The sequence below is a fragment of the Pseudoxanthomonas kalamensis DSM 18571 genome (assembly GCF_010211745.1).
Taxonomy (GTDB): domain Bacteria; phylum Pseudomonadota; class Gammaproteobacteria; order Xanthomonadales; family Xanthomonadaceae; genus Pseudoxanthomonas_A; species Pseudoxanthomonas_A kalamensis.
The window spans coordinates 1-531 of sequence record NZ_PDWQ01000103.1 but is presented as its reverse complement, the minus strand read 5'-3'; the positions used below and the strand labels follow the sequence as shown (position 1 = coordinate 531).

Annotated in this window: 1 protein-coding gene; it reads right to left on the bottom strand. The window is 59.1% G+C overall.

Translation table 11 applies throughout. The annotated features are described in order from the left end of the window. Window positions 1-9 precede the first annotated feature (9 nt). On the bottom strand, window positions 10-453 hold the full coding sequence (locus tag CSC70_RS14235) for a S8 family serine peptidase (protein WP_425501603.1): 444 nt from the start codon (window positions 451-453) through the stop codon (window positions 10-12). Window positions 454-531: the final 78 nt, after the last annotated feature.

Sequence of the window (531 nt, the reverse complement as noted above, 5' to 3'; positions counted from 1 at the left end):
GCCCCACACTCACGTCCCCCCAAGCATCCGCATCAAGCTCGGCAGCCCACTGCCCTGCATGTAGCGATCGCGCTGCAGGTCCAGGCACTGCGTCAGCACCAATTGCTTGACCCGGTCCGGTGCGCCGATGAACTCGCGGCGCACCGACAGGAACGCGGCGATCAGTCCGGACACGTGCGCCGCAGCCATGCTGGTGCCGCTCATCTCCACCATCCATGTGCCGGGATCGTCGACCGCGTAACCATGGTGCGCCGACAGGATCTTTTCGCCTGGCGCGACCAGGTCGGGCTTGTAGCGGCCATCGGCCGTGGGCCCACGCGAGGAGAAATACGAAATGCCGTAGCTGTGCGGGCTGCTCTTGTGCACCGAAAAAAAAAAAATCCGTTCTCCGCTCAACTCTTTGTTCGCACCGTTCACACTCATACTGTCGATTGGGAGTTTGTTCAAGTTCATCTCTGCAATCTACACTCTGATATCTACCCTTTTCCACTAATGCCCGCTCCAAACTAACCAGAGCTCACACATCGACGA